At 70.6% G+C, this 18,322-nt stretch carries 16 protein-coding genes; 9 read left to right on the forward strand and 7 right to left on the reverse strand.

The features are described from left to right. Positions 1–9 precede the first annotated feature (9 nt). The 3 genes from ACPYN5_RS12780 to ACPYN5_RS12790 all read left to right on the forward strand — a co-directional run bounded on the left by ACPYN5_RS12780 (position 10) and on the right by ACPYN5_RS12790 (position 3,388). The gene (locus tag ACPYN5_RS12780; protein WP_424449365.1) at positions 10–888 is read left to right on the forward strand and encodes a phosphoribosylaminoimidazolesuccinocarboxamide synthase; all 879 of its coding nucleotides are present in this window, start codon (positions 10–12) and stop codon (positions 886–888) included. Positions 889–1,023: 135 nt separating this feature from the next. Next, positions 1,024–2,364 (forward strand): uracil-xanthine permease family protein, encoded by a 1,341-nt coding sequence (locus tag ACPYN5_RS12785; RefSeq protein ID WP_424449366.1) that lies wholly within the window; start codon positions 1,024–1,026, stop codon positions 2,362–2,364. Between the two features lie 148 nt (positions 2,365–2,512). After that, positions 2,513–3,388 carry a VOC family protein gene (locus ACPYN5_RS12790; protein ID WP_424449367.1) on the forward strand — a complete coding sequence of 292 codons (876 nt, stop codon included), beginning with the start codon at positions 2,513–2,515 and terminating at the stop codon, positions 3,386–3,388. Between the two features lie 113 nt (positions 3,389–3,501). Here the strand turns inward: ACPYN5_RS12790 and ACPYN5_RS12795 are convergent, their stop codons facing one another. The 5 genes from ACPYN5_RS12795 to ACPYN5_RS12815 form a co-directional block, all read right to left on the reverse strand. Continuing rightward, complete coding sequence (locus ACPYN5_RS12795) at positions 3,502–4,515, reverse strand: LacI family DNA-binding transcriptional regulator (RefSeq protein WP_424449368.1); 1,014 nt, start codon at positions 4,513–4,515, stop codon at positions 3,502–3,504. 7 nt (positions 4,516–4,522) lie between these two features. Then, positions 4,523–6,040 carry a GH1 family beta-glucosidase gene (locus tag ACPYN5_RS12800; RefSeq protein WP_424449369.1) on the reverse strand — a complete coding sequence of 506 codons (1,518 nt, stop codon included), beginning with the start codon at positions 6,038–6,040 and terminating at the stop codon, positions 4,523–4,525. Continuing rightward, positions 6,037–6,954 carry a carbohydrate ABC transporter permease gene (locus ACPYN5_RS12805; RefSeq protein ID WP_424449370.1) on the reverse strand — a complete coding sequence of 306 codons (918 nt, stop codon included), beginning with the start codon at positions 6,952–6,954 and terminating at the stop codon, positions 6,037–6,039. The genes ACPYN5_RS12800 and ACPYN5_RS12805 overlap by 4 nt, the downstream gene beginning before the upstream one ends. Next, positions 6,951–8,006 (reverse strand): carbohydrate ABC transporter permease, encoded by a 1,056-nt coding sequence (locus ACPYN5_RS12810; RefSeq protein ID WP_424449371.1) that lies wholly within the window; start codon positions 8,004–8,006, stop codon positions 6,951–6,953. Before ACPYN5_RS12810 ends, ACPYN5_RS12805 begins: the two co-directional genes overlap by 4 nt. A 73-nt stretch (positions 8,007–8,079) precedes the next feature. Beyond that, entirely contained in the window at positions 8,080–9,342 is a 1,263-nt protein-coding gene (locus ACPYN5_RS12815) for an ABC transporter substrate-binding protein (RefSeq protein WP_424449372.1), read from the reverse strand. 232 nt (positions 9,343–9,574) lie between these two features. On the opposite strand from ACPYN5_RS12815, the gene purS reads away from it, so the two are divergent. The 3 genes from purS to ACPYN5_RS12830 are packed head-to-tail and all read left to right on the forward strand — an operon-like array spanning position 9,575 to position 11,509. Beyond that, positions 9,575–9,820 (forward strand): phosphoribosylformylglycinamidine synthase subunit PurS, encoded by a 246-nt coding sequence (purS, locus tag ACPYN5_RS12820; RefSeq protein WP_424449373.1) that lies wholly within the window; start codon positions 9,575–9,577, stop codon positions 9,818–9,820. Next, a complete protein-coding gene (purQ, locus tag ACPYN5_RS12825) occupies positions 9,817–10,521 on the forward strand; it encodes a phosphoribosylformylglycinamidine synthase subunit PurQ (protein ID WP_424449374.1) in 705 nt (234 codons plus the stop codon). The genes purS and purQ overlap by 4 nt, the downstream gene beginning before the upstream one ends. Positions 10,522–10,579: 58 nt before the next feature. Then, positions 10,580–11,509 (forward strand): 2-hydroxyacid dehydrogenase, encoded by a 930-nt coding sequence (locus tag ACPYN5_RS12830; RefSeq protein ID WP_424449375.1) that lies wholly within the window; start codon positions 10,580–10,582, stop codon positions 11,507–11,509. 39 nt (positions 11,510–11,548) lie between these two features. On the opposite strand, the gene ACPYN5_RS12835 is transcribed toward ACPYN5_RS12830, so the two are convergent. Together ACPYN5_RS12835 and ACPYN5_RS12840 are read right to left on the reverse strand one after the other, a co-directional pair. After that, positions 11,549–12,127 carry a nucleotidyltransferase family protein gene (locus tag ACPYN5_RS12835; RefSeq protein ID WP_424449376.1) on the reverse strand — a complete coding sequence of 193 codons (579 nt, stop codon included), beginning with the start codon at positions 12,125–12,127 and terminating at the stop codon, positions 11,549–11,551. Positions 12,128–12,175: 48 nt separating this feature from the next. Further along, complete coding sequence (locus ACPYN5_RS12840; RefSeq protein WP_424449377.1) at positions 12,176–13,294, reverse strand: XdhC family protein; 1,119 nt, start codon at positions 13,292–13,294, stop codon at positions 12,176–12,178. A 148-nt stretch (positions 13,295–13,442) separates the two neighbouring features. On the opposite strand from ACPYN5_RS12840, the gene ACPYN5_RS12845 reads away from it, so the two are divergent. The 3 genes from ACPYN5_RS12845 (at position 13,443) to ACPYN5_RS12855 (ending at position 18,300) form a co-directional block, all read left to right on the forward strand. Next, entirely contained in the window at positions 13,443–14,291 is an 849-nt protein-coding gene (locus tag ACPYN5_RS12845) for an FAD binding domain-containing protein (protein ID WP_424449378.1), read from the forward strand. A gap of 11 nt (positions 14,292–14,302) precedes the next feature. After that, the gene (locus tag ACPYN5_RS12850) at positions 14,303–17,038 is read left to right on the forward strand and encodes a molybdopterin-dependent oxidoreductase (protein WP_424449456.1); all 2,736 of its coding nucleotides are present in this window, start codon (positions 14,303–14,305) and stop codon (positions 17,036–17,038) included. Between the two features lie 152 nt (positions 17,039–17,190). Continuing rightward, positions 17,191–18,300: an ABC transporter substrate-binding protein gene (locus tag ACPYN5_RS12855; protein WP_424449379.1), complete on the forward strand. Its 1,110-nt coding sequence runs from the start codon at positions 17,191–17,193 to the stop codon at positions 18,298–18,300. Positions 18,301–18,322: the final 22 nt, after the last annotated feature.

Consider the following 18,322-nt stretch of genomic DNA (forward strand, 5'->3'; position numbering starts at 1 on the left):
AATGGCCGGGTGAGCGCCCTCGATCTGCCCGGCTGGAAGCACGTCTACTCCGGCAAGGTCCGCGACCTGTACCGCCCCGCCGACGGAGTCAACGACCGGATGCTGGTGGTCGCGAGCGATCGCGTCAGCGCGTTCGACCACGTGCTCGAGCCCGGCATCCCGGGCAAGGGCGAGCTGCTGACCCGGCTGAGCCTGTGGTGGTTCGCGCAGCTCGCCGGGCGCGACGGCGGACGCCCGATCCCCAACCACATCCTCGGCCTCGAACCTCCGGCCGCGGTCGCCGCCCGGGCCATGATCGTTCGCGAACTCGACATGCAGCCGATCGAGTGCGTCGTGCGCGGCTACCTCACCGGATCGGGCTGGGCCGAGTACCAGGCCAGCGGCACCGTGTGCGGCATCCCGCTGCCGAACGGCCTGCAGAACGGCGACCGCCTTCCCGAGCCCATCTACACCCCGGCCTACAAGGCGCCGCTCGGGGAGCACGACGAGAACATCTCGTTCGAGCGTTCCGTCGAGCTCGTCGGCGCCGAGACCGCCGCGGCCCTGCGCGACGCCTCGCTCGAGATCTACACCCGGGCCGCCGCCCTCGCCGAGAAGAAGGGCCTCATCCTCGCCGACACGAAGTTCGAGTTCGGCCTCGACGCCGACGGTGTGCTGACCCTCGCCGACGAGGTGCTCACGAGCGACTCGTCGCGCTACTGGGATGCCGAGGTCTGGCGCACGGGTTCGACACCGGCCGAGCGCATGGCGAGCTACGACAAGCAGATCGTCCGCGACTGGCTCGCGGACGCGTGGGACAAGACCGGCACTCCCCCGGCGCTGCCCGACGACATCGTCGAGCGCACCGCGGCGAAGTACCGCGAGCTGCTCGACACGCTCGCGGGCTGAGCCGCCCGGGCTGAGCCGCGACGTCCCGCCTGCAGCACTCCGCGGAGCGCCGACCAGGCGTCCAGGGATCTCCCAGGTAGGGTGGGGCCGCTCTCGCGCTCCATCCCGAATCGCTCATCCTTTCCGAGGAGTCCCATGCCCATCTGGTCCCTCCACGGCGACGGTCGCACCGTCGCGCGCGGCGCCGTCGTCAAGCCCGGCGAGCGCCTGAACTGGCCCGGCACCATCGCCATCGGTGCGCAGCACGTCGTCGCGATGTTCGGTGCGACGTTCCTCGTGCCGATCATCACCGGCTTCCCCGTCTCGACGACCCTGCTCTTCTCCGGTCTCGGCACGCTCGTCTTCCTGCTGATCACGCGCAACAAGCTGCCCAGCTACCTGGGCTCGTCGTTCGCGTTCATCGCGCCGATCACGGCGCTCAACGGCGGCAACCGCCTCGAGACGGCCGAGCAGATCACGCAGGCCCTCCTCGGCGTCGTCGTCGCCGGCGTGCTGCTCGCCGCCGTCGGGTTCATCGTGCAGGCCTTCGGCACGGGCTGGATCGAGAAGCTCATGCCGCCGGTGGTCGCCGGTGCGATCGTGGCGCTCATCGGCTTCAACCTGGCGCCCGCCGCGTGGAACAACTTCCAGCTGCAGCCCGAGATCGCCACGGTGACCCTGTGCGCCGTCATCCTGTTCAGCGTGCTGTTCCGCGGGTTCCTCGGCCGCATCTCGATCTTCCTGGGTGTGATCGTCGGCTACGTCGTCGCCGCGGTCACCGGTCAGGTCGAGTTCGAGGCCGTCGAGGCGGCCGCCTGGTTCGGGCTCCCCGACTTCCACCTCGTGGCGATCGGGGATGCCGCGGCCTGGTCGATCGTGCCGATGTTCCTGCCGGTCGTCCTCGTGCTCATCGCCGAGAACGTCGGCCACGTCCGCGGCGTCGCGACGATGACCGACGACCCGTCGATCAACAAGCACACCGGCCGCGCGCTCATCGCCGACGGCGTCGCGACGACCCTCGCCGGCGGCTTCGGCGGCTCGGGAACCACGACCTACGGCGAGAACATCGGCGTCATGGCAGCCACGCGCGTCTACTCGACGGCGGCGTACTGGGTGGCGGGCATCGTCGCGATCCTGCTCGCCTTCTCACCCAAGGTGGGGGCGGTGTTCAACACCATCCCGGCGGGCGTGCTCGGCGGCGTGACCACGGCCCTGTACGGCCTGATCGGCGTCATCGGCATCAAGATCTGGGTCGACAACCGCGTGGACTTCTCGCGCCCGGTCAACCAGTACACCGTCGCGGTGTCGTTCGTCATCGCCATCGCCGGCTTCGCGATGAACCTCGGCGCACTGCAGTTCGGCGCGATCGTCCTCGGCACCATCGCCGCCCTCGTGATCTACCACGCCGGCAACGCGATCGCGCGCCTGCGCAACACCGGCGCCGACGACGGCGGCCCCCTCCCCGCGGTCGGCCCCCTGGGCGGCGACCCCCGGTAGGCCCATCCCGCTCGCAAGCCCGAGTGCACGGCATCCTGTCGAAAGTACGACTTTCCGACGCCGGGATGCCGTGCATTCGGCGTCAGGCCGTGCTTTCGGGGCCGCGGCATGGGGAATGAGGGGCTGGGCCTCGCGGTTGTATATGCACATGAATGAGAAGCTGGCGGATGCCACGACCATGGGCGCCGTCACCCTGCTGGTCGGCGACCTCGATGCCATGACGCGCTACTACCGCGACGTCGTCACGCTGCAGGTGATCGCCGCGGAGGGCGACACCGTCACCCTCGGGCGCGCCGGCCGGCCGGTCGTGATCCTCCGGCACGAGCCCGCGCTGCGGCACGCGACCCCCGGCTCGGCGGGCCTGTTCCACACGGCGATCCTCTTCGAGACGCAGGCGGCCCTCGCCGCCGCCCTCTACAGCGTCGCGCGCCACGCGCCTGCCACGTTCACCGGGAGCGCGGACCACCTCGTGAGCCAGGCGTTCTACTTCACCGACCCCGAGGGGAACGGCATCGAGCTCTACTGGGACCGCGACCGCAGCACCTGGTCGTGGACCCACGGGCAGGTCGAGATGGGCACCCTGTACCTCGATCCGAACGCGTTCCTGAGCGAGCACCTCGACGCGGCGGCGCTGGACAGGGCGGCGGGGGCCGGCCCGGCGGCATCCGATCCCGCCCGTGTGGGGCACGTACACCTCTCGGTCGGCGATGTGGCGACGGCGCGCGCCTTCTACATCGACGCGCTCGGCTTCGATGCGACCGCGTCGCTCGGCGATCAGGCACTGTTCGTGAGCGCGGGCGGCTACCACCACCACATGGCGATGAACGTCTGGAACTCGCGCGGCGCGGGCCCCCGCATGCCCGCGCTCGGGCTCGGACGCGTCGACCTCTCGCTGCCGGCATCCGACGACCTCGGCGCGCTCACCGAGCGGCTCCGCCACCACGGCATCGCGATCCGCGACGACGGTCGCACCCTCGCGTTCGAGGACCCCTGGAACAACACCCTCCACGCCGCCGTCGCCTGACCCGGCCACCCGCTTCCGAGTGCACGGGATGCCGCCGAGCGGACGCGTTCCCTGCGTGCGGATGCCGTGCGCTCGGCGTTAAGCCGTGCACTCGGCGCTGAGCGCAGGCCGGGTCAGGCGGAGCCGCGGATGACGAGCTCGGTGTCGAGGATCGTCACCTCGGGCGGTGACATACCCGCCAGCCGCGCGATGAGGACGTCGGCCATGCGCTCGCCCTGCGTGAACGACGGCTGACGCATCGTCGTGAGCTGCGGCTCGGTGGTCAGGGCGACGGGAGAGTCGTCGAAGCCCATCACCGCGACCTCGTCGGGAACACGGATGCCTTCGGCCGCGAGCACCTGCATGGCGCCGCGCGCCATCAGGTCGCTGGCGACGAAGAGCCCGTCGAGCGGTTCGCCCGCGGCGAGGATCGCGCGCATCGCGACGGCTCCCGACTCGACCGTGAAGTCGCCCTCCACGACGGGTGCCGCAGCGAGCCCCGCCTCGGCGATCGCGATGCGGTAACCCTCCGCGCGGTCCACACCGGCCGGCATCGACGGCGGACCCGTGATCGCCCCGATGTGACGGCATCCGCGGCCGACGAGGTACGCCGTCGCATCCCGCGCACCGGCGACGTTGTCGACGTCGATGTAGTAGTCGCCGCCGCGCGAGCGCACCGGGCGACCGCCGTAGACCACGGGAACCGCGGCGGCGATGCGTTCGATGAAGGTGTCGCTCGTGTGGTGCGAGACGATGATGGCTCCGTCGACGGCGCCGCTACGCACGTACTGCGCGGTCTTGTCGCCGGGGTCCGCGCTGGCCATGATCAGGTTGAGCACGTAGTCGCTCCGGCTGATGCGGGAGTTGATGCCCGACACCACCGAGGCGAAGAACGGGTCGCCGAACAGCCTGGTCGTGTCTTCGGGCACGACGAGCGCGATCGCCATCGTCGACCGGCTCGCGAGCGATCGCGCCGCGCGGTTGGGCACGTAGTTCAGCTCGGCGATCGCGCGGCGCACCGACTCGAGGGCCGTGGGGCTGACGGCGGTCGAGCCGTTGACGACGCGCGACACCGTCGAGCGCGATACACCGGCGACGGCCGCGACCTCTTCGATGGTCGCGGCCGTCCGGTTCTGGTCGGAGATCACAGGTGGGCTACCTCGGGACGACGGTCCGGGCGGCGTCCGCCGCAGCGGGAACGTCGATCGCACGGGCTGCGATGACCCGACGATACTCCTTCGCGCTGTCCTTCAGAGTGCGCTCCTGGGTGTCGTAGTCCACCCGCACGATGCCGAAGCGCTTCTCGTAGCCCCAGGCCCATTCGAAGTTGTCGAGCAGCGACCAGTAGAAGTATCCGCGCACGTCGACACCGGCATCCCGGGCATCGAGGATCGCGCCCAGGTGCGCGCGCAGGAACTCGGTGCGCTCGGCGTCGGGCACGGTCTTCTCCCCGCCGTCGATCACGAGCTCGTCGTCGTAGGCGGCGCCGTTCTCGGTGACGTAGAGCACCGTCCCCGCCGGCTGCGCGTACTCGGTCCACACGCGCTCGAGCAGCTGGGTCAGCCCGGCGGGCTGCACCTCCCAGTGCATCGACGTGCGCGGCAGGCCCCGCTCGTGCCAGTGGATGTCGTGTCCGGCCGGCCACGGCGATCCCGTCTCGCGGTCGGTCGGCGCATCCCCCGGCGTCGGCGGGTTCGGGTCGGGCCGCCCGCCCACGAACTCGCCGTGGTAATAGTTCACGCCGAGCGCGTCGAGCGGCTGGGCGATGACGGCCTCGTCGCCCGGGAGCACGGCGTCGCGCCAGCGCGCGACGCCCGCGGCATCCACCTTCTCGATGTCGGCGACGATGTCACCCGGGTAGGAGGCGCGGAAGATCGGATCGAGGAACCAGCGGTTGAACTGCCCGTCGATACGGCGCGCGGCGTCGACGTCGGCCGCGTCGGCGGGATCGGCCGGTTCGGCGACGGTGAGGTTCAGCGTGATGCCGAGCGACAGCGAGGCGTCGCGCCCCCGCAGCTCGGCGACGGTCTGCCCGTGGCCGAGCAGCAGGTGGTGCGCGGCGAGCATCCCGTCGCCGATGTCGAACCGGCCGGGGGCGTGGATGCCCGCGGTGTAGCTGAGGAACGACGAGCACCACGGCTCGTTGAGCGTCGTCCAGTGGTGCACACGGTCACCGAGGGCGTCGTGCATGTCGAGGGCGTATTCGGTGAAGCGGTCAGCCGTCTCGCGGAGCGTCCACCCGCCGCGGTCCTCGATGGCCTGCGGCAGGTCCCAGTGGTAGAGCGTCAGCCACGGGATGATGCCGGCGCCGAGGAGCTCGTCGACGAGCCGCTCGTAGAAGTCGACGCCCTTCGGGTTGAGGGCGCCGCCGTCGGGACGCACGCGCGACCACGACGTCGAGAACCGGTACGTGTCGAGACCGAGGTCCTTCATCAGCGCGACGTCGCCCCGGTACCGGTGGTAGTGGTCGCAGGCGACGTCGCCGTTGTCGGCGTTGATGACGGCGCCCGGGACGCGGCCGAACGCGTCCCAGATCGATGCGGTGCGTCCGTCCTCGAAGGCTGCGCCCTCGATCTGGTAGGCCGCGGTGGCTGCTCCGAAGAGGAAGCCGGTCGGGAAGCTGCGCGAAACGTTCATGGTCTCCTGCTGGGTGCGGTCGAGGTTCAGGGTCATCCCTTCACCGCCCCGGCCATGATGCCACTGACGAGCTGCTTGCCCGCGAAGATGAACAGCAGCAGCAGCGGGATGGTGGCGAGGATGACGCCCGCGAGCACGACCGAGTAGTCGACGAAGTAGTTCGACTGCAGCAGCGACAGCGCCACGGGAAGCGTCGGGTTCTGCCGGTCGAGCACGATGAACGGCCAGAAGAAGTTGTTCCACGCGCCCACGAAGGTGAACAGGAACAGCATCGCCGCCGCGGGTCGCGCCGCCGTCATGCCGACGGTCCAGAACGTGCGGATCATCGACGCGCCGTCGACGCGCGCGGCCTCGATGAGCTCGTCGGGCACCGCCTGGCGCAGGTACTGCGTCATCCAGAACACCCCGAACGCGCTCGTGAGGGCGGGGATGATGATCGCGCCGATCTGGCCCGTCCAGCCGAGCTCGGAGAACAGGATGTACAGCGGCACGACGCCCAGCTGCTGCGGCACGGCCATCGTCGCGATGACGAAGACCAGCAGCGCCGGTCCCCCGTGGAAGCGCAGCTTCGCGAACGCCCAGCCCGCGAGCGTCGAGGTGATGACGACCGCTGCGGCGATGAGGAACGAGCTGTAGATCGAGTTCCACAGCGCGGGCCAGAAGTTGACCGCCGGGTTGCTGATCACCGAGACGGCGTTGTCGATGAAGTTTCCGTCGGGGATCCACGGGAAGGGCTTGCGCAGCGTCGTGGAGTCGCCCGACCCGATCACGTACGACCAGTAGAGCGGGAACACCGCCGACAGGAACACGGCGCCGAGGATGGCATAGGTCCAGAAGCCCGGACGGCTGCCCCGGATGCGGCGGGTGCGGGCTCCGCGACGCTGCTCGCGCGCGGTCGGGATGCCGTCCGCCACCGTGGCGAGGGGAGCGGGAGTGCCGATGGTGCTCATGCCTGGTTCTCCTTCAGCGCGCGCTGCGCCTGCTTGGCCTGCTGCTTGTGCTGCCGCTTGCTGAGCTCGCGGCGCAGTCCCTCGTCTCGGACGAGGGTGCGCGTGACGACGAGGTTGACGAGACCGATCAGCACGATGATGACGAACAGGATCCACGCCATGGCCGCGGCCCGACCGAAGTTCCACTGGCCCCAACCGACGTCGTAGAGGTAGAGGGTGATGGTCAGCCACTGCTGCGCCGACCCGCCGCGACCGGCCTGGTCGAACACGCGGGGCTCGTCGAAGATCTGCAGGCCGCCGATGGTGGCGGTGATGATGACGAAGATGAGCGTGGGCTTCAGCGAGGGCAGGGTGATCGAGAAGAACTGGCGCACGGGGCCCGCGCCGTCGACCGTGGCGGCCTCGTAGAAGTCGCGGTTCACCGCTTGCATGGCCGCGAGCAGGATGAGGGTGTTGTAGCCCATCCAGCGGTAGTTGACCATCGTCGCGATCGCGATGTGGCTCCAGAACGGCTCGACATGCCACGGGATGGCGCCGATGCCGATGGACTGCAGGATGCCGTTGATGAAGCCGGACTGGTCGGCGAACATCGCGTTGAAGATGAGGCCGACGGCGATGGGGGCGACGACGTAGGGCACGAGCACGGCCATGCGCCAGAAGGTCTTGGCGCGGATGTTCCGGTCGAGCACGGCAGCGATGAAGATCGCGAGCACCAGCTGGGGCACGCTCGAGAGCAGGAAGATGCTGAAGGTGTTCCGCAGCGCCGTCCAGAAGTGGGGCTGGGAGAGGATCCAGATGTACTGGTCGAATCCGATGAACTCGCCCTCGCCGCGGATGAGATCCCAGTCCATGAAGGAGATCACCGCGGTGTACGCGATGGGGAACAGCCCCACGATCGCGAACATGATGAAGAAGGGCGAGATGTAGAGGTACGGCGAGAAGCGGAGATCCCACTTGCTGAGCTTCTGCGAGAACGAGATCACTCGCGGAGGACGACCGCCGTCGTCGTTTCGGGGGGCGCTCGTCGTCGGGCGCTGCTGAGTCGTGGTCACGATCGTCCTTCGGGTGCGTGAGGGGGAAGCGCCGGGGCGCACCGGCGGTGCGGCGCGCCCCGGCGGGTGCCGGTCAGAAGCTTCCGACCTCGTTCACCCAGGTGTTCCAGGAGGTCTCCTTGTCTTCGATGCCGTCGAAGACACGGGTGATCGCGTTGCCCAGGGCGTCGTGGAACTGGAAGTACTTCGGGCCCTTGAAGGTCGTCACGGTGATCGCGTTGGCGCGGTCGATCCCGATCTCACCCGTCGGCGCGTCGTTGAAGTACGCGTTGACGAACCCGGTCAGGTCGGGGCTGGACTGCGCCTCGGGCTGGCTCGGGAACGTGCCGGCGTTGTTGAACGCCTTGATCTGCGTCTCGGGCGAGGTCAGCCAGTCGGCGAGCTTCTGCGCGTTCGAGACGTTCTTGCCGTTTGCGGGGACGACGAGGTACGAGCCGCCCCAGTTGCCGCCGCCCTCGGGGAACGCGTTGGCGATGTCCCAGCCGGCGATGTCGGGCGCTTCGCCCTCGATGATGCCGTGCATCCACGGCGGGCACAGCATCGCCGCGAACTCGCCGCTGGCCATCGACGCGTACCAGTCCTCGGTCCACTGGCCCGGGAAGGCGGCGATCGGGATCGCCTTGTCGACGACGGTGTCGTACGCCGCGCGGATGTCGGGGTTCTCTGTCGCGATGACGGTGCCGTCCGGCTCCTCGTACGCGGTCTCGAGCTGGTTCACGACGCCCTGCAGGACGGAGTTGGCCGAGTCGATGAAGGGCTGGCCGGTCTTGGCGACGTAGTCGCTGCCGACCTGGAAGAACGCGTCCCAGGTGGGGAAGAGCGCGGCGACCTCGGCACGATCGGTCGGGAGGCCTGCCGCCTCGAACAGGTCCGAGCGGTAGCAGATGGCCTGGGGTCCGACGTCGGTGCCGTAGGCGACGAGGTTGCCCTCGGCATCGGTCGCCGCCTTCTCCTTCCAGTCCAGCCAGCGACCGGCGAGGTCGTCGGGCACGGGCGCGACGAGGTCGGAGTACTGCATCATCTCGGGGAACCAGTCGACCTCGACGCCTTCGACGTCGGCGAGGCCGGTCTTGCCCAGCTTCTGGAAGAAGTTGGTGCGTGCGTCGTTCGAGGTCGCCGCCTTGTTGTGGACGACCTTGATGCCCGTCTCCTCCGTGAACTCGGCGAGCAGCTCGTCGGTGTACCCGAAGTCGTTGAACGTCGCGAGGGTGACGGTGTCGGAGTCGCCTCCGGATGCGGACTGGTCACCCCCGCCCGAGCATCCGGCGAGGACGATAGCCGAGGTGGTTGCGACGCCGGCCACGAGGCCGATCCGCCGCAGGGCGCGTGAATTCACGTGTCACTCCTTCGTGATTGCGGTATCTGGTGCGCGGCGCTGCGCACCCGACTTTGGGAGCGCTCTCACCGATTGCCCATGACCATACGGGAGCGCTCCCAGGACCACAAGAGAGTGATCCCGCAGGCGTTGGTCACGATCTGGTCACGAGGCCGGCGGGATGCGGCGAACGAGGCGCGCATCCCACCCGTAGACTGGTCGCGCACCCATCCCGCGACCTCCGGAGCGAGCAATGCCCACCATCGTCGTCGACGTCATGCCCAAGGCCGAGCTGCTGGATCCGCAGGGCAAGGCGGTATCGGGTGCCCTCAGCCGCCTGGGCGTCTCAGGCTTCTCCGACGTCCGCATCGGCAAGCGCTTCGAGCTGACGGTCGACCGCACCGACGACGCGACGCTCGAGACCGCGCGTCGGATCGCCGACGAGATCCTGTCGAACTCGGTCATCGAGGATGTCGTGAACATCGAGGTCGTGGAGTGACCGCGCGCGTCGGAGTCATCACCTTCCCGGGATCGCTCGACGACCGCGACGCGCAGCGCGCCGTCCGCCTCGCCGGCGGTGAGCCCGTCGCCCTGTGGCACGGCTCGCACGATCTCGACGGCGTCGATGCCCTCGTGCTGCCCGGTGGCTTCAGCTACGGCGACTATCTGCGCGCCGGCGCCATCGCCGCCCTCGCCCCGATCATGGCCGAGGTGAAGGATGCCGCCGCGAAGGGCATGCCCATCCTCGGCATCTGCAACGGCTTCCAGATGCTCGTCGAGGCGCACCTGCTGCCCGGCGGTCTGATCCGGAATGCGCATCAGCAGTTCATCCGCCGCGACCAGCGCCTCGTCGTCGAGAATGCCGACACGGCATGGACGAGCGGGTTCGAAGCGGGCCAGGAGATCGTCATCCCGCTGAAGAACGCCGACGGCGGCTTCACCTGCTCGGCTGAGACGCTGAAGCAGATCGAGGGCGACGGTCTCGTGGCGTTCCGCTACCGCGGCGTGAACCCCAACGGCTCGCTCGACGACATCGCCGGACTCACGAACGAGCGCGGCAACGTCGTGGGCCTGATGCCGCACCCCGAGCACGCCGTCGAGCCGGGCTTCGGGCCGAACACCTCCGACGCGATGCGTTCGGGCACGGACGGGTTGACGTTCTTCACGTCGGCCGTCGCGGCGGTCCTCGCGCGCGTCTGAGCCCGGCCCGAGCGCGCACCTCGACCCGGACTTCGGCCCGGGTCGGTAGCGTGGGGGCATGAGCGAATCCCCCCGCACCGTCGTCGTCAGCGTGGCCACCGACGAACTGGCGGCCGACATCGGCGCCGTTCCCGACGGCGTCGACCTGGTGGTGTGGGACCTCCGCTCCCCCGCGCCCCGCGACGCGTTCGACATGGTCGTCCCGCCGTACATGTCGGGCAAGCGACTGCTCGCGGCGCTCGAGGGCCTCCGCGTCGGCGTGCTCCAGAGTCAGTCCATCGGTTACGAGGGCATGGGCTCCTTCCTGCCGGAGGGCACACGGCTCGCGAACGCGTCGAGCGTCCACGAGGCCGCCACCGCCGAGATCGCGGTTGGCCTCACGATCGCCGCGCAACGCGACCTGGCCGACTACGTCCGCAACCAGGAGTCGGCGCGCTGGGCGCCGCAGTTCAGCCGCAGCGTCGCCGATCGGACCGTTCTCGTCCTCGGCTACGGCGGGGTCGGCAAGGCCGTGGCATCCCGACTGCTGCCGTTCGAGACGACCGTCGTCCCGGTCGCATCCCGCGCCCGTGACGAAGACGGGGTGCACGTCCACGGCATCGACGAGCTGCCCGAGCTTCTGCCGCGCACCGACATCCTCATGATCACGCTTCCCGGCGGTGAACCGACGAAGGGTCTGATCGGAGCGGACGAGCTCGCACTGCTGCCCGACGGCGCTCTCGTCGTCAACGTGGGGCGCGGCACCGTGCTCGACACCGACGCGCTCGTCGCCGAATTGGAGTCTGAGCGGCTGCGCGCCGCGCTCGACGTCGTCGACCCCGAGCCCCTGCCCGAGGATCACCCGCTGTGGCGCGCCCCGGGAGTCCTCGTCGTGCCGCACGTGGGCGGAGCGGCCGATGCCATGCGCCCGCGGATCGCGAAGCTCGTCCGCACGCAGATCGAGCGCCTCGCCGCGGGTGAGGAGCCCCTGAACATCGTCGAGCCCTGAATCCGCCAGCCCTGAATAGTCGGGCCCTGGGGGCAGCCGTTACGCGCCCGGTGCGCGATCGACATCGCGGCCGTGCCACAGGTCGGAGCACTCGACGCCGACAGCACCCGAACGCGAGAGATACGGCCCCGCGCCCTCGTCGCCGGATGCCGCAGCAGCGGCGGCATCCCAGTGTGCGCGCCCCAGGACGACGGGATGTCCGGGCCGACCCGCGAAGACCGCTCGAACACGCGCGGCTCGATCGCCGTCCGCCGTGCGCAGGACGCGCTGGATGACGGCGGCGGTGATGTCGGGGACGTCGACCGGCACGAGCACCGCGAGGTCGGCCTCCGTCTCGACCGCTGCTGTCGTCAGCGCGGCTCGTACCGATGCCGACAACCCCGTCTCCCAGTCGGCGACGACATGCGATCGCACCCCCTCGGGAACGGATGCCGCGGGCGCGGCCCCCAGCATGACGATCACCGGTGCGCAGCCGGCCGTGGTCAGAGCGGCGACCACGCGGTGCAGCCACGGCTCGCCGCTCGCGTCGACCGCGAGCGCCTTGGGCCCGCCGTAGCGGGTGCCCGCGCCCGCGGCGAGCACGATGCCCACGGGAGCAGCGGGCGGCCCCGCCGTCATACGCGCGTCCCCGCAGTCATACGCTCGTCCCCGCCGTCATGCGGGCGGTCACCCGAGCAGGTGCTCGACGCCGCACCCGACCGGCTCCGCGCTGCTCGACGCGCTCGCGAGGGCCGGCGACGTCTCGGTCGCGCCGGCTCGGTGGATGGGCCCCGACGCCGCCCGCAGCGGCCGCCCCGTGCCGCCGTGGCGGGCCGCCACGATCTCGGCGAGGACCGACAGGGCGACCTCGGGCGCGCTCGAGCCGCCGAGGTCGAGGCCGATCGGCGAACGCAGGCGGGCGAGCGCCGCGGGCGGGACTCCCTGATCGGCCAGCCGCCGGATGCGGTCGGCGCAGGTCGAGCGGCTGCCCATGGCGCCGACGTACCCCGCGGGCGACGCGAGCGCGGCGGCGAGCGCCGGGACGTCGAACTTCGGGTCGTGGGTGAGCACGCAGACGGAGGAATGCGCGTCGAGGTTCGCGCGACCGAGGTACCGGCCGGGCTGGTCCACGACGACCTCCGCCCCGGGAAATCGGTCGGTGCGGGCGAACACGTCGCGGGGGTCGACGACGACGACATGGAATCCCGCGGCCGTGCCGAGGGCGGTCAGGGCCACGGCGACCTCGACCGCACCGACGACGATGAGCCGGGGCGGCGCGCCGAACCGCAGATCGACCCACCCCGGCGGTGCGGACGCCCCGTCAGGCGCGACATCGACGAGCTCCATGTGCCCGAGCTCCGTGTGCCCGAGCGCGCCGGCCGCGAGCCGGGTGTCTCCGGGCTCGCCGCCCGCGATGCGCACGCGCAGCACGGTGGCGACGCGGTCCCGCTCGCGAGCCGCGAGGAGGTTGAGCGTCACCGACGCGGACGAACCGGGCGCGATCGCGCGCACGAGCACCTCGATGGTCCCCCCGCACGACAGCCCGACGGCGACGGCGTCGTCATCGGCGATGCCGAAGCGGTCGACGGTCGCGCCGGCTCCGGCGAGCGCCTCGGCGCACCGCTCGTAGACCGCGCCGTCGACGCATCCCGCCGACACGTTGCCGAAGGCGCGACCGTCCGCGGTGACGAGCATCGAGGCGCCGATCTCGCGCGGCGAACTGCCGGATGCCGCGACCACGGTGGCCACGGCGACGGCGCGACCAGCGGCGAGCTCGTCACGGGCGACAGCGAGGATCTCGCGCATCGGACCTCCTTCGACCGGGGGACGGGACTCCTCGGCACGTTAGGCGCCGCGTGTTGCCGGTTCGTTGCGGCTCGTTGCGGCGGCGTGAAACACCGTCGAAATGCGCGACTGATTCACTCATCCGACGCCCGAGCCGAGAGGAGCGCCGATGGACCTCACGACCGTCACCGGGTTCCGCGCGGCCCGCACGCGCGACGACCTCGCACTCGCGCCGGGCGAGCGGTTCCTCGCCGGCGGCACCTGGCTGATGTCCGAGCCGCAGCCGGGCACGACCGGCTTCGTCGACCTCACGACGATGGGTTGGCCCGAGCTCGAGGTCGACGGGGCCGGGCTGCGGATCGCCGCGACGTGCACGATCGCGCGCCTCGTCGCGTTCGCCGCGGGCCGGCTCGACCTGCGGGCCCCGGTTGACTGGGCGACGCTCGACCTCGTGCCGGCTGCCGCGAACGCGCTGCTCGCGAGCTTCAAGATCTGGAACACCGCCACGGTCGGCGGCAACCTGTGCCGGGCGTTCGCCGCCGGCGCGATGGTCAGCCTGTGCGTCGCGCTCGACGGGATCGCCGTGATCTGGCGTGCCGACGGTACGCAGACCCGGATGCCGGTGGCCGAACTCGTCGTCGACGACGGGGCGACCTGCCTCGGGCCGGGCGACGTGCTGCGCGCGATCGAGCTCCCCGCCGCTGCGCTGCGCTCGCGCGCCGTGCTGCACAAGATCGCCCTCGCCGAACTCGGCCGCTCGGGCGCCGTGGTCACCGGGCGCCTCGATGCCGACGGCTCGTCGACCTTCACGATCACGGCGTCGGTGCGCCGCCCCGTCGTCCTGCGGTTCGACGGGATCCCGTCCGACGCGGCGCTCGTGACCGCCGTCGAGTCGGCACCGGGCTATTACAGCGATCCGCTCGGCGCTGCCGACTGGCGCCGCGGTGTCAGCGGGGTGCTCGCCCGTCGCGCCGCCGACGACCTGCGCCGCGGCCTCGACCGGATGCCGTCCGCATGACGACCGGCGCCGTGAGGTTCGCCGTCGACGGAGCGGCCGTCGAGGCCGACCCCCGCGCGGGGCAGTGCCTCCGGACGCTCCTGCGCGAGACGGGGCACCTGGAGGTCAAGAAGGGCTGCGATGCGGGCGACTGCGGCGCGTGCTCGGTGCTTCTCGACGGTGACCCCGTGCACTCGTGCCTCATTCCGGCCGCGCGCCTCGACGGCCGCTCCGTCACGACCGCGGCGGGTCTTGCTCCGGGCGACGAGCTGCACCCCGTGCAGGAAGCTCTGATCGAGCACTTCGGCTTCCAGTGCGGCTTCTGCTCGCCGGGTCTGAGCGTGACGGCCTCGACCCTCGGCGCCGACGATCTCGACGACCTCGACCGCCGGCTCAAGGGCAATCTGTGCCGGTGCACCGGCTACCGCCCGATCCGCGAAGCCGTGCGCGCGTCGGTGCTCGGGCCGGTACGCGAAACAGGCACGCCGGCGACGGCCCCGACCCCGCGCGGCGTGGGGCGTTCGGTCTCGCCCGAGCCCGCGCGGCGGGTGGTGCAGGGTCGCGAGCCGTTCACCTTCGATCTCGCCGAGACGCCGGCCGGTGCGCCCCTCGTGCTCCGCGTCGTCGGCTCTCCTCACGCGCACGCCCGCATCGTCGCGATCGACACGGATGCCGCGCGAGCCGTGCCCGGCGTCGTCGCGGTCTTCACGCCCGCCGACGTTCCCCGCATCCGGTACTCGACGGGTCGTCACGAGCACCGCGAGGACGATCCGGACGACACCCTCATGCTCGATGAGGTCGTGCGTCACGTCGGACAGCGCGTCGTCGCGGTCGTCGCCGAGACCGCGGAGGCCGCGGATGCCGCCCGGCGTCTGGTGCGCGTCGACTACGAGGTGCTCCCCGCGGTGTTCGACCCCGAGGAGGCGCGGACGGCGGGAGCGCCGCTGCTGCATCCCGACCGCACCCCAGCCGACCGGGTCGACGACGCCGGCCGCAACGTGATCGCGAGCCTGCACCGCGAGACGGGGGACACGGGCGCGGCGCTGGCTTCGAGCGCCGCCGTCGTCAGCGGCACCTGGTCGACGCAGCGCGTCTCGCACGCGCAGCTCGAGACGCACGGGTCTGTCGGATGGCTCGATGACGAGGGCCGCCTCGTCATCCGCTCCTCGACGCAGGTGCCCTTCCTCGCCCGCGACGAGATCGCACGCATCTTCGACCTGCCCGCCCAGCGCGTGCGGGTGTTCACGGCACGCGTCGGTGGCGGCTTCGGCGGCAAGCAGGAGATCTTCACCGAGGACCTCGTGGCCCTCGCGGTGCTGCGCACGGGGCGTCCGGTCGCGTACGAGTTCTCGCGCACGGAACAGTTCCAGCGGGCCTCCGTGCGGCATCCGATGCGGGTGTCGGTCACCCTCGGCGCCGACGCCGACGGCCGCCTCACGGCAATGACCGTCGACCTCCTCAGCGACACCGGCGCCTACGGCAACCACTCGCGCGGAGTGATGTTCCACTCGCTGGCCGAATCGGTCGCGCTCTACCGCTGCGAGGCGGTGCGACTCGACGCCGAGGCGGTCTACACGAACAACGTGCCCTCCGGCGCCTTCCGCGGGTACGGGCTGGGCCAGGTCATCCTGGGCGTCGAGTCGGCGATGGACATGCTCGCCGAGAAGCTCGGCATCGACCCGTTCGAGCTGCGCCGGCGCAACGCGGTCGGTCCGGCCGATGCCACACACGAACACGACCTCGTCTGGGGCAGCTACGGGTTCGACCAGTGCCTCGACCTGGCGGAATCGGCTCTGCGACGCGGCAACGGCGTCGCCGCACCCGAGGGTTGGCTGGTCGGCGAGGGTATGGCCGCCGCCATGATCGCGACGATGGCCCCGTTCGGGCACATCGCCCATACGACGGCGACGCTGCGGCCCGACGGTTCGTACCTGCTGCGCACGGGGACGGTCGAGTTCGGCAACGGCACGAGCACGGTGCACCGGCAGATCGCCTCGTCGGTGCTGGGCGCCGATCGCCTCGAGGTGCGCAGCGCCGACACCGATGCCGTCCGTCACGACACCGGCGCCTTCGCCTCGGCGGGCATCACGGTGGCCGGCAAGGCGCTGCACGCGGCGTGCATCACCTTGGCCGAGCGGATGCGGCGCGCCGCCGCATCCGTCACCGGCACCGCCGCCGTCGACGCGGTGCTGCAGCCCGACGGCTCGGTACGCACTCCCGCCCGCATCGTCGGCGCGGCCGAGCTGATCGCGGCCGCCGACCCCGCGCATCGTGACGAACACGGGCTGACCGCCGACGGCAGCGAGCTCGGGGAACAACGCTCTCTCGCGTTCAACGTGCACGCGGTCCGCGTGGCGGTGGACCCCGAGACCGGGTCGGTGCGCATCCTGCAGTCGATCCAGGCGGCCGATGCGGGCGTCGTCCTCAATCCGGCGCAGTGCCGCGGACAGGTCGAGGGCGGCGTCGCCCAGGGCATCGGCAGCGCGCTGTACGAAGAGGTGATGATCGACGACGGCGGCCGGGTGATGAACCCCGTGTTCCGCACCTACCGCGTGCCGCAGTCGGCTGACATTCCCGACACCGAGGTCTACTTCGCCGAGACCGACGACGCGCTCGGGCCGTTCGGGGCGAAATCGATGAGCGAGTCGCCGTACAACCCCGTCGCGCCCGCGATCGGCAACGCGATCGCCCGCGCCATCGGCGACCGCCCCTACGAGCAGCCCTTCAGCCGCGACCGGGTGTGGCGGCTCGCCCGGCGGAACCTCTGACGCACCGCTTGGGCTCACAAGCCGTCACAGCATCGAAACACGAGCGCGACGGTGAACGAAATATTCAAGCAATAGCTTCAAGCCAGCACCTCCCCGCAGCGGCATCCGTCACCGCGCTGCGTTCCTGCACCCGCACACCCGAAGGAGAACCGATGCCCGCTCCGCGCATCCGGAAGCACCGCCTCGCAGCGTCCCTGGCCACCGCCGCCGTCGCCGCGCTCGCCCTCTCTGCCTGCTCGTCCACCGCCGCCGAACCCGGAGCCTCCGGCTCCGACGACTCAGCGTCGTTCGGCGAGATCAGCGTCCAGTACTCCTGGATCAAGAACGAGGAGTTCGCCGGCGAGTTCTACGCCTACGAGAACGGTTACTACGACGAGGCCGGCTTCGACGAGGTCATCGGCATCTCCGGTCCCGACACCGGTGTGGCGAAGCTGCTGTCGGGCACCGTCCAGGTCGCCCTGTCGGACGCCGCCTCGGTCGGCGCGGCCGTCGCCGAAGAGAACGCTCCGCTGAAGATCATCGGCGCGACCTTCCAGAAGAACCCGTTCACGATCCTCTCGCTGGCCGACGGCGGAAACATCGCCACCCCGCAGGACCTCATCGGCAAGACGATCGGCGTGCAGGACTCCAACGCCTCGGTCTTCGCCGCGCTGCTCAACGCCAACGACATCGACCCGAGCGAGGTCACCGTCGTTCCCGTCGATTTCGACCCCACACCGCTCATGGACGGCCAGGTCGACGGCTTCATGGCCTACCTCACCAACGAGGCGCTGACCGTCGAGCTCGCCGGCTACGAGACCACCAATCTGTCGTACGCCGAGAACGGCGTGCCGTACGTCGCCGAGACGTTCACGGTCACCGACCAGTACCTCGCCGAGAACGAGGAGCTGCTCAAGGAGTTCCTCATCGCCGAGATCAAGGGGTGGACCGAGGTGTTCCAGCAGCCCGTGGACGACACGGTCACGCTGGTGCAGAAGTACTACAACCAGGCCGCGGAGGAGTCGGAGGAGGGCCTCGAGGCCGTGTTCGGCGCCCTCGACCCCGAGAAGACGACGGCCGGCATCGCCGCCCAGAACCTGCTGATCTCCACCGAGGAGACCGAGGCCAACGGCCTGTTCACCATCTCGGATGAGCTGAAGCAGCAGACGGTCGACTCGCTCGCCGCCGCCGGCTGGGACGTGTCGGTCGACGACCTGTTCGACACCACCATCATCGACGAGATCTACGACGAGAACCCGGAGCTCCTGGACTACCTCCCGTAGGTCCGGACGCCCCACCCGATCG

It is taken from the genome of Microbacterium arborescens (assembly GCF_049707515.1).
GTDB lineage: Bacteria > Actinomycetota > Actinomycetes > Actinomycetales > Microbacteriaceae > Microbacterium > Microbacterium arborescens_B.